The following is an 18813-nucleotide window of genomic DNA, read 5'->3' on the forward strand; positions in this document are numbered from 1 at the left end:
GTTTTTTCCAAGAAAAGGCAAGGAGATAAAATCGTGAAAAATCTGATGGCCACGCTAATAACGGTGCTCATCAGCGTCGTAATCTGTTTCGGGTTCCTGGAAATGGCCTCCCGCGTCATGTACGCGCGCAAGATGGACTACCAGGTGGAGATGAGCAAATACGCCGCCACCGTCAAGAGGGCTTCGGAAAACTACAACGTGGGGCACGAGCACAAGCCCAACCAGCATGAAACGCTGATGGGGGTGGATTTCCGCACGAACTCCCACGGGTTCCGGGGCGCCGAATATCCGGTGGAAAAACCCGCCGGGGTTTACCGGGTCATGTTGCTGGGCGACTCGCTTACAGTCGGCTGGGGAGCGAAGGAAGACTCGCTTTTCGCCACGCGGCTGGAGGCGGCGCTAAAGGACCATTTCAGCAAGACCGGCCGCGCCGAAACGCCGCAGGTGATCAACACCGGAGTGGGCAATTACAATACCGACCAGGAGATATCGTTCTTCGAGTGGCGCGGGAAAGCCTTCAAGCCGGACCTTGTCGTATTGAACTACTTTATTAACGACGCCGAGCCCACCCCCCGGCAAAAATCGCCGTTGATCATAAAGTACTCTTATCTGGCCATGTGGCTGTGGGGCAGGATAGACACTTTCGAGAGGATGTACCTCTCCAAAGAGGATTACGGCGATTACTACTCCAGGCTCTACGACGACAAGAGCGAAGGCTGGATAAAGACCAAAGAAGCCATGGGGCGGCTGGCGGCCCTGTCGAAGAAAGAGGGTTTCAAGGTGGTGGTGGCGCTACTGCCGGAACTGCACGCCGTGGGCCCCAAATACGGGTTCCAGGACATATACGACAAGGTGGCGCTGGCCGCCAAAGAGGCGGGCATTGAAGAGGTGGTGGACCTGTCGCCCAAATTCGCCAATGAGAAACCGGAGACTTTATGGGTGAGCCCCGACGACGCCCACCCAAACGAAAAGGCGCATGGGATAATCGCCAACGGGCTGTATGAATATCTAACTGCCAGGGAGGTCTTTTAAATGTCAGGCGGCAAAGAGGGTAAAGGCGGGGACACGTCCTTCGCCGGGATGATCAAAAAACGGGTGAAGGTGATAGTCATCACTTTCGCGGTGATGCTCCTTATATGGCTTGCGCTTCTTCTGGCCACCGAGGATTCCAGCGTGGCCCCGTTCGTTTACGCCATTTTCTAGTAGATGGGCTTTCTAAAAAAGGCGTTGGGCGACCTTATGGTGGCCGCCGTGTGCGTGGCGCTGTGCCTGGCCGTGGCCGAGGCGGCCTTGCGGCATACCGAAAAACGCCATCTTGTGTTAAACGCCGGGCTCAAGATGAAGGACTATTTCCATGCGGATGTCGAAACCGGTTACGACATAACCCCGAACCTTCCCCCGTTCACCATCGAGACGTGGGACTTGAAATACGAGGTATGGTCTAACGGGCTGGGTTGTTTCGACCTGCCTTTCAATGGCGGGGAGGATTACATCCTGCTCCTGGGAGACAGCCAGGCCCAATGGTATTCCCCGCTGGAGGACAAGCTGGGCTCGGTGGCCGGAAAAGCGCTGGGGATGCGGGTGCTTCAATGCGCCGTGGACGGTTTCGGCGCGAAGGGAGAGCTGGAAAAGGCCCGGAGGGTCCTGGCCCAACTGCCAAACCCGCCGAAAATGATTATCCTCGCCTCCGCCCCCAATGACGTGAGGGACGATTATCTGTATCCCCTCATGACCGTGGTGGACGGGTACCGGGTGCGCCTGGTCCAGTTGACCGATGAAGTGACGGGCGAGTACGAAGTTAAAAACGACCGTGAGGAGCTGGAGCGCGAAACGGAGAACTTCATTAAGCTGTGCTCCAACCGGCCCGCGTTATCCGGCGTGGATTACGCCATCAGGCGGGCGGGTTGTTTCATGCAACGCAACTCCGTGGTTTACAACATCGCCAAAGAGCCCGCCAAAAAGATCATTAAAAAAGTGGCCGGCGTTTTCATGGACTCCGGGGACAAACGGACCTTGCCCGACAACCATCCGGCTAAAAATGAGCCGCGCAGGCTTCCCTGCCCGGTGTGGTACGCCTCGCCCACGCAATATCCGTGGCTGACGAAGGCGTGGGAAGGGGAGGCGCGGCTGTTCGAGGAGTTCAAAAAACTGGCCAATGATACCGGAGCCATCCCATTCTCGCTAATGATCGCCGAGAACGAGCAGGTTTACTCTTATTTCCCCAAGGGGCCCGGTTGCGATGTGGAATTGCCCAACAGGAAAGTCCAGAAATTCTGCCAGGCATTGGGTATCCCGCATTTTGACTTGATGGATGGCTTCCGTAAATACGCCGACCAGACGCCGAAAGAGAAGATGGATCCCGTGAACGACCTCTATTGGCGTTACGACGGCCACATGAACAAAAAAGGGAACCATCTGGCGGGGCTCCTTCTGGCCCAGCGTATATTGGAATCCGGCCTGCTTCCCATCCAGGACGCCGAAAAGAAACTGGCCGGTATAAAAGAACAGTTGAAATCATTTGAACCGGCGAAAAAATCCGGTTAAGTGCGCTTTGCCCAACCCAGCCATTCCCGGCCATTTATAAAATCATCATCTAAGTGACTCTTCAATTGATCTTCGCCATCCCTTGCTGGGTGGCGTTTGGCGTATTCGGATGGTGGTTCGTGGCCAACGTGAAAAACGGCCGCGGGCCCATGGCGGAATTCGCCGACCTGGCCGTGCGGGGGTTAACCTTTGTCACGTTGCTTGCCGTGTTCCGCCAGCTATTGTGCATGATGGGCGGCGCATGGTGGCTTTCAGGCGCGGTGGCGCTTGGCGCGGCCATCGGCGCGGTGGGATGGAACAAGCCCATAGCCAGCGCAGGCGATGTCGGCGGCCGGGCGAAATGGGAAGGCTTCCTGCTGGCCGGGATGGTGGTCATAGTGAACCTGCCGGTGTTCTGGCATCTTTATTTTAACGGCCTGTCGCCCACGCCCGACATCTTCTTATACGTGGACCAGCCGTGGCACCTCTCCCACGCCGAAGCGTTGATGAACGATTGCGTTCCTAAAGACCTTTCCTTCGCCGGGAAGGACACCCACTACCATTTCGGTTATTCGCTTGTAAGCTCGCTAATGGCCAAGGCGTTCTTCATACCTGTGGGGATATCCCACTACGTTGTAACAAGCGTATTGGCGCGGTTGTTTATTCTGGGCGGGTTTTTACTGGTATTACTCCGCCCGGGCGGGAAGAAGATCGCCGAGAACAGCGGCGCCCTTGTATTGGCCTTCGCGGCGTTCTTCCTGTTTTTCAACCTGGATATGGGTTTGGCGGTCTATTGGCTGTTGTTCTCCCGGGACCCATCCCGCCTTCCCGGTTACGAGTCCTATTTCCAGCCCCAGCTATTCATGACCAACGGCATGGTGGGGCCGGAGCTGTATGTGTTCAGCCTGATGATACCTTTTATCGGCCTGCTGATGTTCCGCCGGTATTTCCTTGCGGCGCCTTTACTGGGATATGTAAGCTTCGTGCGGCCGCAAGGATTCATTTCGTTCGCGCTGGCGTATGTTTTATACGCGGGCTGGGCGCTGGCGGCGCGTAAGGATATAAAACCGCTACTCGCCGGTTTTGTGGCGCTGGCCGTGATGGCGCTGTTGCAGATGTATGGCATGTTGGGCCTGGAAGGGTTCGGCATGAGGCTTGGGCGCGGTTACGGAGCGGATTACTTTTCGCTGGTGTCGGTTATGGTGGATTGGGCCTGGTCCTTGCCCGGCTGGCCTATGGAAGGGGTGTACAAGTGGGTCGCGGTGTTCATATCGAACATGATCCGCATGGGCTCCCTGTTCGTTTTCGCCGGGCCTGCGGTTTATATGGCGTGGCTTCTTTATTCAAAAGGCGCAGGCGAAATCAAAAAACTGCTGGGGCCCCACGCTTACGCCATCGGAAGCTTCGCTTTGCTGTATCTTCTTCCTTTCATCATCGTGTTCAAGGCCGGGGAACAACTCAACAAGGCCTATATGGAGCTTTTGGGCGTCTCTTATGACTCCACATACACAAAATCCGGGTTCGCCGCGCATTCGCTGAAAGTGGGCGCGGCGTTCCTTACCTTCTCCGGCGCGGCGCTCATATATGAGACATACGGAAACTTCCAGCCATGGCTCAAACGCCTTACGGCGCTGTGCGTGTCGGCAAGCGTAATCGTGTTCGCGTTGGGATATGTGCGGCCTCCTTCTTATTACAGCGAGTCGGTGGACACCCGCCAGGTGAAAGAGGCGCTCAAAAACGCCCCGCTGGACGCGGTGATTTTCACGAACCAAAGCTCCTACCCGGTGGAGGAGAACCGGCGCCAGTATCGCAACGTGCTTTACCCGGCTTTGTTCGGACACCAGTTTTTCGCGTCCAACTTCGTGTACAACAACCTCCACAGCCAAAGCGACCACGACAGGTTGCAAGAGGTGAAATGGTTCTGGGCGCGCCCGTTCGACGGCGAGAACGCGGCCTATTTGCAGAAAAACCATATCACCCACCTTTTCATAAACGAAAGTTTCCCAAACAACATTCCGGGCGACATTGCGCGATTCGGGCTCACCGAGATATCGCGCAACGGGCCGTACAGGCTGTTGAAAGCGGGTTCATAAGATGGATCTGGTAGAGGCCGGTTCAGCGCCCGGCGCATGCCGCCACCCCTGGGAGACGGCCCGGCTGGCCGCCATTCGCGGCATTCTGCGCGACGCCCTTGGCGCAACTCCGCTGAAAGCGCTGGATGTGGGGTGTGGCGACGGGTTTGTAAGCGCCAGCCTTTTTGCGGGCGGTCAGGCTACATCTCTAACCTGCATAGACGTTTATTTCACCCCGGAGCAGATGGACGAGGCCAACCGCAATTCCCGTGGCGCGGCGTTCGTGAACGATTACGCCGCCATCGAAGGGCAAAAGTTCGACCTTGTCCTTATGCTTGACGTGGTGGAGCATGAGAAGGATGATACGGCCCTGCTGAAAAAGGTCGCCGGTAGCCATATGGACGATAATGGGAAAATACTGCTTACCGCCCCGGCTTTTCACGGGTTGATGTCATCCCACGACGAAATGTTGCGTCATCACCGAAGATACAGCCTGACGGAGCTGGAAGCGCTGGCGGGCCGGGCGGGGTTGAAAGTGGCCCGTTCCGGCTACCTTTTCGGCCTTCTGTTGTTGCCCAGGCTGGTTTCCGTGGTGTTCCAGAAGCTTTTCAACCGGCCACCTGCTAAAATCACCGGCGTTGGAGGCTGGGAGCATGGTTACGCCGTCACCAAATCGTTAGAATACCTGATGAGAATGGACAACGCGATACTCCTTGCCATAAACAAAATGTCCGGGATAAAACTTCCGGGCCTTTCAGCGTGGGCGCTATGCGTGAAAGAACGGCCATAATAGTCCCCTGTTACAACGAAGCGGCGCGGCTGAATCCCGCCGGGTTCATCAGCGCGCTGGACGAAAACGGATATCTTAAGTTTTATTTCGTAAATGACGGTAGCCGCGACGCCACCCTGGCGGAGCTGGAGAATATCCGCTCCCAACGGCCCGATAGCGTGGTAGTCATAAATCTTGAGCGTAACGGCGGCAAGGCCGAGGCCGTGCGGCGCGGTTTGCTGGAAGCAATGCGGGGCGATTGCAAGATTGTGGGCTATTGGGACGCGGACCTGGCCACCCCCCTGGCGGACATTGACCGGTTCGTGGCCACCATGGTCAAGACCGGCGCGGAGCTTGTGATAGGCTCCCGGGTGGGTTTGATGGGGCGGCGCATAGAGCGCAAAATGACCCGCCATTACCTTGGCCGGGTTTTCGCCACCGTGGCTAGCATCGCCATAAACACCAAGGTTTACGACACCCAGTGCGGCGCAAAAATATTCCGCGTCAACGACAGGCTAAAAAACGCGCTGGCCGGGCCTTTCGCCAGCAGATGGATATTCGATGTGGAGCTTCTGGCCCGTCTGCAAATCGCCCTTAAAAAAGATGGCGGCAAACGGCTGGAGGATATCGCCTACGAATATCCGCTGGAACAATGGGCGGACGTGGCCGGGTCAAAGATCCGCACGGGGCATTTTTTCGCGGGGGGGCTGGACATGCTCAAAATAGCTTTGAAATACTCGCCGGAAATATATGGATAACGGCGCGCGGGCCTTACCTGTCTTTAAATATGTCGCGCAGTTTGGGGTATATGGGCTGGCCTTTTGTGAGCAGGTTTATCATGCCCTTCAGGAAAAGCGCGTTGTATTTGGGGTCAATATGGTCCCTGTTGGGGCCGTGGGTGTAGGTCCGGTAACCTTCGGGGGTGTAATACTCCCGGATGGCGGTTTCCACCAGCGTGGTTGAGGCTGTGGCATACGTTTCGTCGCCGGAAAGCTCGGCGTATCTTCTCAGCGATATGGAAAAATCCACCTGGCTGTCCATATGGGCGGGGGAGCCGTCTTCCTTGTACGGGATAAGCCCGTTGGCCAGCCTGCGTTCCATCTGCCGGTCCAGTACGCTTTTCACCACCGGCATGAACCGGGCGAAATCCTTGTGGGCCGCCACGGAGTCGCATATCAGGTCCGCCAGAATGAACGCCGGAGTCACGGTGGGGTCTTTTATCAAGCCGGATTTGGGATGCCATTCCATATACACGTCGCCGTCTTTAACGAAGTTGGCCGTGGCGGAGGTTATCCAGCTGTCCAGGGCGGCAAGCCATTCACCGGCCCCGGTGGCCTGGTAAAACTCCAGCAGGGCGAAAGCGGCTGTGGAATTGCTTTTCATCAGGAAGCTGTACCAGCAGGAGGCGGTCTCGAACCGGTATCGCTCGATGGCGTACACCGCCAGCGCTTTTGCGCCACGCCCCTTTTCGAACACCGGCTCGGTCTGGTAAATGGTTACCGGCCTGTTTTTATGGAAAACAAGTTTTTGAAGCCCCTTTTTCAGGGTGGACTCGTGCATAAGGTAGGGGAACAGCCCGTGGGCCTTGAAATAATCATCGCCAACCCATCCGCGCAAAACCGCCTGGGCCTGCTCGAACGCCTTGGGGAAGTCGCCCCTCATTTCGCAGAGGACTTCGAGGATTCCGGCGGACCAGGGTTCGTAATATCGCACGGCCTTTTTGTTGGGAATAAGATAAGCGGCGGAGAGGAACCCCCCATCCATCATTTTGTTGATGACGAAATCCAGCGACTCGTGGAGGAGCCTGTAACAAACCTTGTCGCCGGTGGCCCTGTACACCGCGTAAAGGCCGCCAAGCCATTCGTCCATCTCCCGGGCGCGCATCACGCCGCCGGTGGGGAGCAGGGTGAACATGGAGTCGCCGTTCTTTGCGATGATGTGGACCTGGCCCAGCAGGAAATCCAGCTCGCCGAAATGTGCGAAGAAGGGGACCACGTCGTCGAAATTGTCGAATATGGTGCGTTTCCCCGGCGGATAGGCCCGGGCCATCAGCCCGTCGGGCCGCAGGAACCTCCGCTTGATGATGGCGATAAGCTCGCGGGCGCGGGAGTTGATCTCCTCGTTGGTCATGGGCTACTTTCCTTCCGGGAAACGGTTGATGGAGAACCTGGCGTGAGGCTCGTCCCGGGGGATGGAGCATACGAACTGGTTAGACCGGCCCACGGCCAGCGCCGCCACGATGAGATGAGTATCAGGGATGCCAAGTCTCCGGCGGACCTCCGCCTCGTCCCCCACGTTGTTGAAACTGGTGAAAGAGCCCCAGCAGGCGCCCAGCCCCATGGTCTCGCACACAAGATAGATGTTCTGGATGGCGGCCCCCGCCTCGGCGTAGGGGGTGACCCTGTCGTCCGGATAGCGGTAATCCCGCCCGTCGGATACTGCCACGATAATGGCCGGCGCGTCGTTGAAGAATTGGTAACCGCCGCCGATGGCGCCCGTGATGAACTTTTTTAGCTCCGGCTCCTCCACGAAAATGAGGGACAACGGCTGGCGGTTGCACGAAGAGGGAGTAAGTTGCGACGCCTCGGTTATCTTCGCCCGTTGTTCGTCGGTCAAAGGCTCGTTCAGCCAGAACCGGCGGGTGCGCCGGGCGCGCATGAGCCTTAATAGATGCCCGGGATCCACCGCCGGTTGATGGACATGGACGTTTTCTTGCATCATGGGACATGCGCAGGCGCCGCTCATCCCCTCGTACTCGCCCATAACCTTTTTTGTCCAATGGAGCAGGCGTTTGGGAATGTCCGGGGTGGTTTGGAGCAGTTCCACAAGCTCGGCGTGGACAGATTCGGCGAAATTCCCGACATAGGCCCCGGGTTTGAAAAGGCACCGCTCCAGGTGGTGGGTGCGTTTCCTTATGAGAAGCAGTCTGTTGTCCTCATGGACCGGCAGGGTGATTTTGGCCCGGAAATAATAGGCCATTTCCCGGCTGTAAGACAGGATGGCGCGCCGGGCCGCCTGGGCGAAGATGCGATATTTTTGAAAACCGGGAAACATGGCGGTACTTTAGGCGCGAACCTTAATATATGTGGAAAAAAGGTAGTGTCCCAGTTTGAAAGTACAGGGGAGATTCTTCACTTACGCCCAGAACGGCAATATAAAAGCCGTTGATAACATTGTCATCCTGAGCGAAGCGCAAGCGAAGTGAAGGATCTGTCTGTTATTTGGGATTCAAACTGAAACGCCACCGGAAAAAACGCATGGCGGCCCCATATGCCGCCAGGTGGTATAATACCCCATTTTTTATGGGGCCAGTTGAACAGTTTTAACTGAAGGAATGTACATGGCAAGGGAGCTAAAAATAGGGGACAGGCACATCCATGACGATAGCGACTGCTACGTCATAGCGGAAATAGGGCACAACCACCAGGGCAACTTCGAGACCGCCAAGGAGATGATCCGGGTGGCCAGGGAATGCGGGGCCGACGCGGTGAAGTTCCAGAAACGGGACAACCGGAGCCTCTTCACGAAAGCCTATTACGACAAGCCGTACGACAACGAGCTGTCCTACGGCCCCACCTACGGCCTTCACCGCGAGGCGCTGGAGCTTTCAAAGGACCAGTTCAAGGAGCTTATCAATTTCGCCGGGGAGCTGGAGATAGATTTCCTCTCCACCGCTTTCGATTTCGCCAGCGCCGACCTTTTGAACGAGCTGGGCGTACAGGGTTTCAAAATCGCCTCCGGCGACGCCAAAACCACGCCGTTGATGAAATACCTGGCGGCTTTCGGCAAACCGTTGATACTCTCCACCGGCGGATGCTCCATGGAGGACGTGCACCGGATTTACGACACCATCATGCCCATAAACAAGAACCTGAGCATCCTTCAATGCACCGCGTCCTACCCGTGCGATTACGCCCATCTGGACCTCAACGTGATAAAAACCTACCGCGAACGGTTCGAGGATGTGGTGATAGGCCTTTCGGACCATTCCAACGGCATCGCCATGGGGCCCGTGGCGTACCTGCTGGGCGCAAGGGTGATAGAGAAGCATTTCACGCTAAACCGCGCCATGAGGGGGACGGACCACGCCTTCTCGCTGGAGCCTGTGGGTTTGCGCAAGCTGGTGCGGGATTTGAAACGGGTGCGCGTTGCCCTGGGTAGCTCCCAGAAAAGGGTGCATGAATGCGAAAAGTCCCCCATGGTGAAAATGGGCAAGAAACTGGTGGCGGCCAAAGAACTGCCCAAGGGGCATACGCTCACAAGGGAAGACATCGCCATGAAAAGCCCCGGCGACGGCCTCCAGCCTTACGAGATGGAACATGTCATCGGCAAAAAGCTCAAACACGAGCTTAAAACCGACGACGACATCATGTTCGCGGTGCTGGAATAAACTATGGCCGCTAAAAAACCGGACGACTCGCTTATCCGCGAAATGCGCCTCCTGGTTTTCGATTTCGACGGCGTTATGACCGACAACGCCGTGTACGTTTTCGAAGACGGGCGCGAGGCGGTCAAGTGCGACCGGAGCGACGGCATGGGCGTATCCCGCCTGCGAAAGGCCGGGTTCGACATGATCATCCTTTCCACCGAGGAAAACGGCGTGGTGTGCGCCCGGGGCAGAAAACTGAAAGTTGAATGCCATCAGGGCGTGGCGGACAAGCTGGTGAAACTCAACTCCATCGCGGCGGACAGGGGCATAAGCCTTTCGAAGATAGCCTATGTGGGCAACGACATAAACGATCTGGACTGTCTCCATGCCGTGGGTATTCCAATTGTGGTGGCCGACGCGCAGGAGGAGGTCAGGTTGAGCGGGTTTTTCGTTACCGGCAAGGTTGGCGGCCACGGGGCCGTGCGGGAAGTGTGCGACTGGTTTTACCATGCGCGGGAGGGGGTTAACCGGTGAGCCTGTTCAATATGGCCGGGAAAACCGCCGTGGTCACCGGGGCGCTGGGAAAACTGGGGCCCGTGTGGGTGGAGGCTTTACTATCCGCCGGGGCCGGCGTTTATTGCCTGGACCATCCCTCGGCGAAAGAGTCGGACGCTTTTTCGGCGCTTTCCAAAAAATACGGCGCCAAAATAAAACTTGGCCGGGCCGACGTTCTGGATCGTGATGCGCTGGAAACGGCGGCCGGTGAATGTGTTAAAACCTTCGGCGTCCCCCATGTCCTCGTGAACAACGCCGGGATAGACCAGCCGCCCAAACCGGGGCAGGCTTTCACGCTGGACAATATCCCCAAAGATTTCTTCCTGCCAACCCTCACGGTGAACGTTTATGGCGTTTTCCTGGTAAGCCAGGTGTTCGGCGGATTGATGGCCAAAGAAGGGCGGGGGAGCATCATAAACATCGGTTCGCTTTACGCCACCGTATCGCCGGACGTGAGGCTTTACGACCATATCGAGGGCGACCCGCCGTTTCTAAAACCCCCCGCTTATGGCGCGTCCAAAGCGGCGGTGCTCAACCTCACGAAATATTTCGCCACCCATTGGGGGCCCAACGGTGTGCGGGTGAACGCATTGTCTCCCGGCGGCGTGCTGGGCGGGCAGGACGAGGAGTTCAAACGCAAGTTCAACTCCCGCGTCCCCATGGGCCGGATGGCCGTAAATGAAGATTTGAAGGGCCCGCTGGTGTTCCTGGCGTCGGAGGCTTCTTCCTACGTTACGGGGCAAAACCTCCAGGTGGACGGCGGGTTCACCCTTTGGTGATGGTGGATTGATAATGAGCGATTTGATTACGGATTACGTCCAGAACTGGATAGACAACAACCCGCGCAACGCCATTAGCGGAGCCACATTCGAAAAACCCAATCCGGCCACGGGGAAAACCCTCTGCAAGGTTGCCCGGTCCGGGAAAGACGATGTGGAACTGGCGGTGGCCTCCGCCCGGAAGGCCCAGCCCGGCTGGGCTAAAACCACGCCGGTGGAACGGGGCGCCATATTGCGGAAGATTTCCATACTCCTGCAGGAACGGGCGCACGAGATGGCCCAGGTGGTCCATCTGGAAACCGGCAAGTCCGTAAAAGACGCCCTGGGCGAAACCGGCGGGGCCGTGGAGCAGGGTTTTTTCATGGCGGGCGAGGGGCGCAGGTTTTACGGCAAAACCACCACCTCGGCCATGGCGGAACGCACTTCGATGATGATCCGCCAGCCGGTGGGGGTGGCGGGTTTGATAATAGCCTCCAACACCCCCATCGCCAACGTTGCCTGGAAAGTTTTCCCGGCGCTGATATGCGGCAACGCCGCCATTTTAAAACCTTCGGAAGACACCCCCATGACCGCCTGGGCCTTCGCGCAGATCGCAAAAGACGCGGGATTGCCTGATGGCGTGTTAAACGTCATCCAGGGGCTGGGGGCGGAAGCGGGAGCGCCGCTGGTGGAACATCCGGGGGTGGATTTGATAAGTTTCACCGGCTCCACCGCCACGGGCCGCTGGATTGCCAAAACCGCCGGGGAACGGCTGGCCAAGGTGTTCCTGGAGCTGGGCGGCAAAAACCCCATGGTGGTGTGCGACGACGCGGACATGGAAAACGCCGTGAAATGGACGGCCCTTTCCGCCTTCTCCAACGCGGGCCAGCGGTGCGCCGCCGCCAGCCGGGTGATCGTGTTCGACAAGGTTTACGACACGTTCCGGGCCGCTTTGCTGAAAGCGGCGCAAAGCCAGAAAGTGGGCTCCGCCGATGATGACGATTTGGGCCCGGTGATAAACGAGCGGCAACTCAACAACATGATAAGCGCCGTGGAAAACGCGAAAGCCGGAGGGGCGAAGATATTGACCGGCGGAACAAGGCTTACCGGCGGCGCGCATGCGGGTGGTTATTACATGGCCCCCACGCTTATCGAAGGGGCGGCCCCATCGGCGGAGATCTCGCGCAAGGAGCTGTTCGGCCCCATCGCCTGCCTTTACAGGGTGAATGGATTCGAAGAAGCCGTGGCGATGGCCAACGATTCGGAATACGGCCTTACCGCCTGCATCCATACGTCCAGCGTCCACCGGGCGCTGGAGTTCGCCCGCAGGGTACAGGCAGGCGTGGTGAACGTGAACGCGGGCACATACGGTAGCGAGCCGCACATGCCTTTCGGCGGTGTGAAAAATTCCGGTAACGGCCTGCGGGAGCCGGGAACCGAGGCGCTGGACGTTTACACGGAATTAAAGAACATCAGCGTCAACACCATTCCGGGGCTTGCGTGAGCGGCATAAAACCTTCGGTGGTCGCTCTCATCCCGGCGCGGGGCGGTTCCGTGCGGGTACCGGGTAAAAACATCCGCCCGCTTGGGGGCCATCCGGCCATTGCCTACACCATCCGCGCCGCCGTTCAAAGCGGGGTGTTCTCATCGGTGATAGTCTCCACAGACGATGAAAAGACGGCGGAGATAGCCAGACAGTACGGCGCGGAAGTTCCTTTCATGCGGCCCGTGGCGCTGGCCGGGGCGTTGTCGCCGGATATCGAGTGGATAGAGTTCACATTAACCAAGTTGAAGGAGCAGGGGCGGGTGTACGACGCTTTCGCCCTTTTGCGCCCCACAAGCCCCTTCCGCTCGCCGGACACCATTAAACGCGCCTGGGCCGCCTTCACCAGCCAGCCGGGGGTGGACAGCCTGCGGGCCGTGGAAAAATGCCATGAGCATCCTTGCAAGATGTGGGTGATACGCCAGAACCGGTTACTGCCTCTAATCCCCTTCGGGCCGGAAAGCCAGCCGTGGCACAGCACGCCATATCAGGCATTGCCGGAAGTGTATGTGCAGAACGCCAGCCTGGAGATAGCCTGGGTTCGCGCGCCGCTGGAAAACCATACCATCGCCGGGGCCACCATGGTCCCGTTCCTCACTGAAGGGTACGAGGGGTTCGACATAAACAACCAGGACGACTGGGAGCTGGCCGAAAAACTGCTGGCCGACGGCCGGGTTAAGGCGGACTGGATTTAGAATTTCTTTAGACTCACGGAAGGTTTAAAAGTGATTTCCAAGGACGAGCTTTGTTACGCTGAATATTCCGAGCTGGAACGGATTCGAAGCCTGAAAACCGGTGGTTTGACGAGGGCCTCCATTTTCGCCAACGTTTGCCGGTTGAACACCCTATACATGATCTCCCACGCGGGCTCCGGCCATGTGGGAAGCTCTTTGAGCAGTCTGGACATCGTTTCATACCTCTATCTGGAACGGGGCATGGGCGCGCCCGGCGGCGATGTGTATTTTTCGTCCAAGGGGCACGACATTCCTGGTCTATACTCGGCCTTCATCGGGCTGGGGCTGTTGCCGTTCGACAACATAAACAAACTGCGCCGGTATAACGGCCTGCCGGGCCATCCGGACATAAACACCCCGCACATCGTAACCAACACCGGCTCTTTGGGCATGGGCATATCCAAGGCCCGGGGCATGGCGCTGGCCGACCGGTTGAAAGGGGAGAAACGCCATTATTACGTGCTTCTTGGCGACGGGGAGTTGCAGGAGGGGCAGTTCTGGGAATCGCTCCAGCCCACCGTCAACCGGGGTGTGGACTGCATCACGGCCATTGTGGACCACAACAAGCTCCAGTCGGACACTCTGGTGTCGAAGGTGTCCGACCTTGGCGACCTTGTGGCGCGGGTGAAAGCCCACGGATGGGCCGTGGAACGATGCGACGGGCACGACATGACAGCGCTGGACTCCGCGTTGAAGAAACTGGACGCGGTTACCGGCAAACCGAAACTTCTCATCGCCGACACGGTGAAGGGTAAAGGGGCCGGCCCCATGGAGTCCATAAATTTCACGGCGGAAGACCGGCTGTACAAGTTCCACAGCGGCGCGCCGGATGTGGACAGCTATATGGCTGGCGTGGCGCTATTGCTGGCGGAAGTGGACACGGCCCTGGAAAAAGCTGGGGCGGAGCCGTTAAAACTTGCAACAATAAAAAGACCTGAAAGGCCCACGCCTCAAAATCCGCAAAAGCTTGTGGGGGCCTATTCGGAGGCCATAGCGGCGCAGGGCGGGAAAAATGAAAACCTCGTGGTTTTAAGCGCCGATCTGGCGCTGGACACCGGGCTTATCGCTTTCGAGAAGAGCTATCCCGACAGGTTCATCGAGTGCGGCATCGCCGAGCAGGACATGGTGTCCCAGGCGGGTGGCATGGCCTTGAAAGGGTTTTTGCCGGTGGCCCATTCCTTCGCCTGTTTCCTTTCCACCCGGCCCAACGAGCAGATTTTCAACAACGCCACGGAGCTTACACGGGTTATGTATGTGGGCTCGCTGGCCGGGGCCGTGCCTGGCATGCCGGGCCATTCGCACCAATGTATCCGCGACATCGCCTCCCTCTCCGCCATCCCGGGGATGGAGCTTATAGAGCCCTGTTGCGAGGCGGAAGTGGGCATGGCGGTGGATTACTGCGTCAACCACGCCAAAGGCGCCACCTATCTGCGCCTGGTTTCCATACCGGTGGAAATACCGTTCAACCTGCCGCAAGGCTACAAGTTTGAACGCGGCCACGGCGTGACGCTTAAAGAAGGCGCGGTTGCGGTGGTCATCGGTTACGGCCCGGTGATGATGGCCGAAGCTTTCAAGGCGGCGGATATGTTGAAAGCCGATGGCATAACCATAAAAATCGTGAACCTGCCGTGGCTCAACCGGGTGGACGGCGATTGGCTGAAAGAAACCACGGCCGGATTCAAGGTTGTGGTGACGCTGGACAACCACTATATGGAAGGCGGACAGGGCAGGTTCATCCAGAGCCAGCTGGCGGCCCTTGGCGCGGCGGAAGGCGTGAAGTTTGTTACCATCGGGGTGGAAGACGGCGTTATCCCCTGCGGCCAGAACGATGAAGTGTTGAAAGCCTGCGGGCTGGACGCGGCCTCCATCGCGGAACGAATTATAAAGTCCATATAGCCTGCTAATAGCGGTTCAATCCTTTTAAAGATGTTCATGCCCGAACCATATTCAAATACCCGCGAAAGCGGAAGCGTCGTGGTGATGATGTCCGAATCCATGTGTACCCGCGTGTTCATGGAAAGCGGCATCCTGGCGGAGTTGGCCGCTCGGTCTCCCATGCCGGTCATCGGCCTGCTGGCCCATGAAAGCTCCAAAAGGGAGGAGTACGCCCGGCGGTTCCCAAACGTTAAATTCTTCACCCTTGCCGATGTGTTCGAGGGTGTGGAGCTGGGCCTGGCGCGCAAGGCGCATATGTACATTGACCAGAGGCTGGAGCCGTATATAGGCTTTTACCCGCTGGCCATGCGGCTTGCCATGACGCATGGTTTCAACGAGGGAAAAAGGCAGAAAGGACACAAGAACCTTTTCCACAACCCGGACACGGCGGGGCCCCTGCCCCATTGGAAGGCTGTTTACGACCTTATGCGGGCCTGGTATTTTTCGGGTCTGCGTTTCATCCATCCCGGCATCGCCAGATTCTTCGAAAAACATAACGCCCATTGTCTGGTTGTGAACAACTCGCAAACCCCCACGGTCCACCCTTTCGCTTACACGGCGAAAAGGATGGGTCTGCGGACGGTGAATTATGTGGCCAGCTGGGACCATCTTGTGGGAAAAGGGGCGCTGCCCGCTTATTACGACGCCTATATAGTCCAGAACGGCATAATGGTGGACTCGCTGGAGCGTTATCACGGCGTATCCCGCGAAAAGGCCCGGATAACCGGCTGGCCGCTGATGGATAAATATTCCCTCTCCCGCCCGGTGGCGGATTACGCCGCGAAAATGAAAAGCTGGGGGCTTGATCCATCAAAGCCCTGCGTGCTGATGGCGGGCAACACGGAGATAAACGCCCCTTACGAGCCAAACCTGTTCGAGCGGATCTTAAAATGGCGGAACGCCAACGGCGGGCCGGATAAGTGGCAGGCCGTGGCGCGGCCCCATCCCAAAGACATCCGGTGGAAAGAGCGGTTCTCGGCGCTATTAAACATGCCCGGCGTCCACGTGCAGAGCGACACGCTGGGCGACATGGACGAGCTGGCCATGTTATTGCGCCATGTCTCGGCGGTGGTTTGCACCGGCGGTAGCGTATTGCTGGACAGTCTTGTGAACGACAGGCCCCTGGTGGGCGTAACATACGACGAAGGAGCGCCAGCGGGCGTCAACAACTCCATCGGCAACTACACCATGTTCCATTACCGCGAGATTATGGAGTCCGGCGCGTTCTACCGCGCGGATGATTTTGACGAGGTGGCACACGGAATAAGCCGGGCGCTGGACAACTTCAACGAACTATCCCCCAACCGCCGGGCGTTGGCGAAAACATTGGTGGGCGAGTTGGACGGCATGGCCGTAACAAGGGTGGTTGATAACATTTTGGAAACCTCCATGGCCCCCTCACCGGCTCTTACCCGCTGATATCAATAACAGGCATGGCGCCGCGTTTTCCTGAATTGAACCTTGCCAGACTGGCTGGCCAGCTTGTTTTCGTGGCAGGGTTTTCGCTTTTCTTTGCGATGAAGATGGCCATAGTAGCCATCCCCATCTTATATAGAAGCGCGCCGGTGGAGAGCGACGACGCATATTCGTACATATATAAGGCCTCGCAGATGCGCTCCTGTTTCTTTCAGGATTGCCCCGCCATGGACGACCTGCGGGAGCAACTGCTTTCCACCACCGGCGATGGGGGGCAAAAGGCCAAACGGCTGGAGTTTTACAGCAAGATTTTCATTGTGTATCAGCCCTTGCAGTCGCTCATCATAAACGCCCTCCACGCCGCAGGGTTAAGCTGGGAAAACGCATACAACACGTTCGTCATCGGCGGCGGGCTGTTTTTGTTTTCCGCCATCGGGTTCTGCATGTACATTCTGGCCGGGCCCGGCCCGGCGGGGATCGGCCTGGGCCTTATGTCGCTTTACCGCATGCAGGAACAGGGGTTCCACTACATTTCCCCCAGCAACGTGGTGGTTGGCATGGGTTTTCTTATGTGGGGCGTTATAGCCATCCGCAGGGATAAAGCCGCAACTCCCATGATGGTGGCCGCGCCGCTTCTGCTGGCCCTGCACACCATCGGCCAGTTATACGTTGTCATCACCGGAGCCATGTACACCCTGCTCTCAAACAGCCGGAAGAGCCGCCGTTTTATGGCGGCCATAGCGTCGCTTATAGCTTTTTTGGCGGTAGCCCATTTCCTGCCGCATCTGGTTACCCGGCCAGACATGAAGAGCGCCGAGATAGGCGCGGGCGGCGCTCCAGTAACCAGGATGGACATAGTAAAGGACAACTGGGGAAAAGCCGAAACGATTATCGAGGAATGGCAAACCCGCTGGTTCGACAGGAATATAATGCTGGCCCTGGCCGTAGCGGGATTATTCGCGGCCGTTTACCGGAAACGCTGGGGCTATCTGGCCTTGCTGGCGTTACTGACATCGGCGCTGGCGGCCAGCCTTCTGCACCGGCATTCAGTTTATCCCGCCGTGCTTTTCATGCGCATATGGCCATCCACAGCGGTTTTGCTCACGGTTCTTGCTGGCTTTGCCGTGTGGGAAGCATTGACCATGGCCGCCTCAGCCATTAGCGCCATGGCCAAACGGCTCTATGACCGGCAGGTTCCTTTATTCAACGAATCGGCTCTGGCGGCGTTAAAGATAGTAGCCGCTATCGCTGTGTATGGTGTGGCCACCGGCTGGGGGGCGGACTGGGACAGGCGTCTGGAAGATTCCAAATGGGACATGCGATACGCCATGGAATCGGCCCTGGCCCGGTACGACACATTTTTCAACCCCGAACAGCCCAAAATACTGGCCGCCGTGGCAAAGCCCGGCGAAAGCGTGATCTATACGGACATCGTCTCGCTCCTGTTCCATCTTTCCTACGGCTCCAACAGGTTTGGCGCGGTGCTTGTCCCGGCTGTGAAGAACACTCCGGACAAGGCGAAATGGATAGACGATAATCCCTCAATAAAGTACCTGGTCACCAAAAGCCCCGTAAGCGTCATGCCCAACGCCAGCGCCGACGGGCTTACGGTATCGTATTACGACAACATGGTTATCCGGGGATTGAGGCAAGCGGGCGCCGAATCGGTTTTCCTGTTGCTGGCAAACAAAAGCTCCCAATCCGTTGCGTTGGACATCGTGCCACTCAGCGCCGAAGGCGCCGATGAGCCCAAGGGCGCCGCCCGGGAAGAGCTGGCCCCCGGTTTTACCGGCTGGAAACGCTTTTACCTGGCGAAACCCTGCGGCGCGGGCGGCGTGGCATTAAGGTCGCAGGAACCGCAAAGCGCCGTGCTTTTGCGCGGGGTGAAGACCGGTTTCAATTCCAGCGTCAACTGGCCGTGGGACACGGGTTTGTCCATCGCGTACCTTCGCGGGCCGGAACGGCGGGCGGTGGATGTTTGGGACAGGGTTATGACCATCCAGCGCCAGGGCCTTTTAAAAGAGGGGGAGAACGAGCGGATGATTTCGTTTAGGACAGACTACTTCTCTTTCATAAAACAGCCCGCCACCGTGGTGGACGACACGGGCTATTGCGTCCTGGTATCGGGGAGCTAAAAAG

16 protein-coding genes are annotated in these 18813 nt (G+C 57.8%); 14 read left to right on the forward strand and 2 right to left on the reverse strand.

Annotation, left to right across the window (positions count from 1 at the left end):
* Nucleotides 1–33 precede the first annotated feature (33 nt).
* From HY751_01775 to HY751_01800, 6 genes are read left to right on the forward strand one after another with little or no spacing between them, the layout of a single operon-like run.
* Nucleotides 34–1032 (forward strand): hypothetical protein, encoded by a 999-nt coding sequence (locus tag HY751_01775; GenBank protein ID MBI4665118.1) that lies wholly within the window; start codon nucleotides 34–36, stop codon nucleotides 1030–1032.
* Entirely contained in the window at nucleotides 1033–1203 is a 171-nt protein-coding gene (locus tag HY751_01780; protein ID MBI4665119.1) for a hypothetical protein, read from the forward strand.
* Nucleotides 1204–1206: 3 nt separating this feature from the next.
* Entirely contained in the window at nucleotides 1207–2544 is a 1338-nt protein-coding gene (locus HY751_01785) for a hypothetical protein (GenBank protein ID MBI4665120.1), read from the forward strand.
* A gap of 53 nt (nucleotides 2545–2597) precedes the next feature.
* Entirely contained in the window at nucleotides 2598–4616 is a 2019-nt protein-coding gene (locus HY751_01790) for a hypothetical protein (protein ID MBI4665121.1), read from the forward strand.
* A gap of 1 nt (nucleotide 4617) precedes the next feature.
* The gene (locus HY751_01795; GenBank protein ID MBI4665122.1) at nucleotides 4618–5385 is read left to right on the forward strand and encodes a class I SAM-dependent methyltransferase; all 768 of its coding nucleotides are present in this window, start codon (nucleotides 4618–4620) and stop codon (nucleotides 5383–5385) included.
* Complete coding sequence (locus HY751_01800; protein MBI4665123.1) at nucleotides 5364–6122, forward strand: glycosyltransferase; 759 nt, start codon at nucleotides 5364–5366, stop codon at nucleotides 6120–6122. The genes HY751_01795 and HY751_01800 overlap by 22 nt, the downstream gene beginning before the upstream one ends.
* Before the next feature lie 13 nt (nucleotides 6123–6135).
* On the opposite strand, the gene HY751_01805 is transcribed toward HY751_01800, so the two are convergent.
* Both HY751_01805 and HY751_01810 read right to left on the reverse strand, forming a co-directional pair.
* Nucleotides 6136–7494 (reverse strand): hypothetical protein, encoded by a 1359-nt coding sequence (locus tag HY751_01805; GenBank protein MBI4665124.1) that lies wholly within the window; start codon nucleotides 7492–7494, stop codon nucleotides 6136–6138.
* A 3-nt stretch (nucleotides 7495–7497) separates the two neighbouring features.
* Nucleotides 7498–8418 (reverse strand): nitroreductase family protein, encoded by a 921-nt coding sequence (locus HY751_01810; protein ID MBI4665125.1) that lies wholly within the window; start codon nucleotides 8416–8418, stop codon nucleotides 7498–7500.
* A 286-nt stretch (nucleotides 8419–8704) separates the two neighbouring features.
* On the opposite strand from HY751_01810, the gene HY751_01815 reads away from it, so the two are divergent.
* From HY751_01815 to HY751_01850, 8 genes are read left to right on the forward strand one after another with little or no spacing between them, the layout of a single operon-like run.
* Nucleotides 8705–9754 carry an N-acetylneuraminate synthase family protein gene (locus HY751_01815; protein ID MBI4665126.1) on the forward strand — a complete coding sequence of 350 codons (1050 nt, stop codon included), beginning with the start codon at nucleotides 8705–8707 and terminating at the stop codon, nucleotides 9752–9754.
* A gap of 3 nt (nucleotides 9755–9757) precedes the next feature.
* Nucleotides 9758–10267 (forward strand): HAD hydrolase family protein, encoded by a 510-nt coding sequence (locus tag HY751_01820; protein ID MBI4665127.1) that lies wholly within the window; start codon nucleotides 9758–9760, stop codon nucleotides 10265–10267.
* A gap of 11 nt (nucleotides 10268–10278) precedes the next feature.
* Nucleotides 10279–11067, forward strand: a complete 789-nt coding sequence (locus tag HY751_01825; GenBank protein MBI4665128.1) for an SDR family oxidoreductase — start codon at nucleotides 10279–10281, stop codon at nucleotides 11065–11067.
* A gap of 13 nt (nucleotides 11068–11080) precedes the next feature.
* A complete protein-coding gene (locus HY751_01830) occupies nucleotides 11081–12550 on the forward strand; it encodes an aldehyde dehydrogenase (protein ID MBI4665129.1) in 1470 nt (489 codons plus the stop codon).
* 5 nt (nucleotides 12551–12555) lie between these two features.
* Nucleotides 12556–13284 (forward strand): acylneuraminate cytidylyltransferase family protein, encoded by a 729-nt coding sequence (locus HY751_01835; GenBank protein ID MBI4665130.1) that lies wholly within the window; start codon nucleotides 12556–12558, stop codon nucleotides 13282–13284.
* Nucleotides 13285–13314: 30 nt separating this feature from the next.
* Entirely contained in the window at nucleotides 13315–15219 is a 1905-nt protein-coding gene (locus tag HY751_01840; GenBank protein ID MBI4665131.1) for a transketolase, read from the forward strand.
* 36 nt (nucleotides 15220–15255) lie between these two features.
* Entirely contained in the window at nucleotides 15256–16677 is a 1422-nt protein-coding gene (locus tag HY751_01845) for a hypothetical protein (GenBank protein MBI4665132.1), read from the forward strand.
* 35 nt (nucleotides 16678–16712) lie between these two features.
* Nucleotides 16713–18809, forward strand: coding sequence for a hypothetical protein (locus tag HY751_01850; protein ID MBI4665133.1), 2097 nt, complete (start codon nucleotides 16713–16715; stop codon nucleotides 18807–18809).
* The last annotated feature ends 4 nt before the right edge of the window (nucleotides 18810–18813 follow it).

It is taken from the genome of Nitrospinota bacterium, from assembly GCA_016208975.1.
Taxonomy (GTDB): domain Bacteria; phylum Nitrospinota_A; class UBA7883; order UBA7883; family JACRLM01; genus JACQXA01.